General features: G+C 71.9%; 2 protein-coding genes and 1 pseudogene. 2 read left to right on the top strand and 1 reads right to left on the bottom strand.

The window, feature by feature from the left end; genetic code table 11:
• Nucleotides 1–190, top strand: a pseudogene (locus ACEQ2X_RS24280) (FliA/WhiG family RNA polymerase sigma factor); the annotation flags it as partial.
• Between the two features lie 136 nt (nt 191–326).
• Nucleotides 327–1,181 (top strand): hypothetical protein, encoded by an 855-nt coding sequence (locus tag ACEQ2X_RS24285; RefSeq protein WP_370328482.1) that lies wholly within the window; start codon nt 327–329, stop codon nt 1,179–1,181.
• 21 nt (nt 1,182–1,202) lie between these two features.
• On the opposite strand, the gene ACEQ2X_RS24290 is transcribed toward ACEQ2X_RS24285, so the two are convergent.
• On the bottom strand, nt 1,203–2,024 hold an 822-nt coding region (locus ACEQ2X_RS24290; RefSeq protein WP_370328483.1), incomplete at its 5' end, for a DUF222 domain-containing protein.

Genomic DNA, 2,024 nt, shown 5'->3' on the forward strand with positions numbered 1-2,024 from the left:
CGCCCTGCTCCACGCCGGGATCACCGCCAACCTCGACCCCGACATGCTCCCCGCCGAACCCCGACCGGCCGGCCGGCTCGCCAAGAAGAAGGCCGCCTACTACGCCGCCGTCGCCACCAACTCCACCGCAGGCGACCGCCTCACCGCCACCCCCACACCGTTGGCCGACCGCCTCGCCGCCACCGCCTGAGAACCCAAGCCCCGCGGCCACCCAGGCCGCACCACGACGCCCCCCGCACTGTGCCGCGAGGGGCGTCGCCACATCCGGAGACGGGTTCTGTGGACGAGCGGTTCCAGGCCGAACTCCGCGGGCGTAGCCTGGATCCATGGCCATCGACGTCTCCGCGTTGGTCCGGGCGCTGGCGCAGGACCCGGCGCAGCGGTCTGCGCTCCGCGAGGCCTTGGGCATCGCCGACGTCGACCTTCTCGGAGCGCTCAAGCGGCTGGCTGACGCCCAGGGCCGCACCGAGGACCGCCTCGATCGCCTGGGGCAACGCGTCGAGGAACTCGCCCACGCGCAGACCCGTACCGAGGCGCGCGTCGAGGAACTCGCCCAGGCCCAGGCCCGCACCGAGGCGCGCGTCGAAGAACTCGCCCAGGCCCAGGCCCGCACCGAAGCTCGTCTGGACGAGTTGTCGAAGCGCGTCGCGCAGCTCGCGGCGCAGATGAGCGAGCTCGCCTCCACGGTCGCCGGGCTGCTGGACGTCAGCGCGGGTCTGGTCGACCGCATGGGCGAGTTCGCCGGGCACGACCTCGAGCGTCGTTACCGCGAACGTGGTCCCGCCTACCTGCTCCGCCTCGCTCGACGGCTGGAGCTCATCGACAGCCAGGCGTTGGCCGTCATGGTGGACGACGCCCAACTCGACGAGCGGATCACCCAACTCGAGGCCGAGTCGCTGATGGTCGCAGACGCGGTGTTCCGCGGACGCCTGCGGGACACCGGTGAGCCGGTCCACGTCGTCCTCGAGGTCTCGATGACGGTGGCGCGCCACGACGTCCGTCGAGCCCGTGAGCGCGCAGATCTCCTGGCCCGATTGGTCGAGACCCCGGTCCTGGCAGCGGTCGCCGGAGACCACGTCCCCGAGCCCGTGGCGGTCGCCGCTCAGGATGCTGAGGTCTGGTGCGTGCGGCGTGGACGCGTGCTCGCACCGACCGATGACGTGGACGACTTCCTCGGATGACCGGCCGACGTCCGTCCTCCGCTACGCAGCCAGCGCCGTGACGGTTTCCGCGGAAACGCGGCCGGCATCGCTCGGCCGCCCCACTGGTGGTGACGGTCGCTGCCCACCGAAGCCGTCGATCGCTGCGGCGAGGTCGAGCCGGCTGCCGTCCCATGCCGAGAGCGCGGCGCGCTCGTCGATGTCCGGGTGGTGGACCACGCTGGCTCGCGGGAGGGGATCGACCTGACCGACCCGCGTCCCATCGGGTCGGGTGAAGACCCAGTGCCGGTCGAGGTCCATGGTGATCGTCAACTCTTGGGCGTGGACGGTGGTGTGGCAGGCGCGGCACAGGAGCAAGAGGTTCTCGAGCTCGGTCGGGCCGCCGTCCACCCAGTGCCAGATGTGATGGCCGTCCAGCCAGCGGGTGCGCTCGCAACCCGGGAACCGACACCCGCCATCACGTCGCATCAACATCCGCCGGAGACGTCGTGGGATGAGACGCGTCTTCCGTCCCACACCGACGGGGTTGCCGTCGGGATCGTGGGTCATCGCGACCAGGCTGGCATCACAGGCGATGCGGGCCAGGACGGCGTCCGGGATGACGGGGCCGTGGTGGAGGTGCGCGGCTTCTCGGCGGACCGGTGCGTCGTCCGTTGTGGCGGCCGTCGTGGCGTCGGTGAGGGCCTCCGCCGGCGCGTGCACCGTGAGCTGCCAGCGGTCCCCGCCCGAGGTGTCGGCTGGGTCGCCGTCGAGGAACGACTCCGCGATGGAGACGAGCGCATCGGCCTGCCGGGCACCGTAGGACGTGGTCGTGCGGGGACCGGATCCGGCATCGTCAGCAGCCGGACGCGTTTCCGCGGAAAC

Origin of the sequence: Euzebya sp., assembly GCF_964222135.1 — a bacterium.
In the GTDB taxonomy this organism is placed as follows: Bacteria; Actinomycetota; Nitriliruptoria; order Euzebyales; family Euzebyaceae; genus Euzebya.

What these genes read in the sequence shown, in the direction of transcription:
- ACEQ2X_RS24285 (WP_370328482.1), top strand. Translation starts at nt 327, where the DNA reads ATGGCCATCGACGTCTCCGCGTTGGTCCGGGCGCTGGCGCAGGACCCG.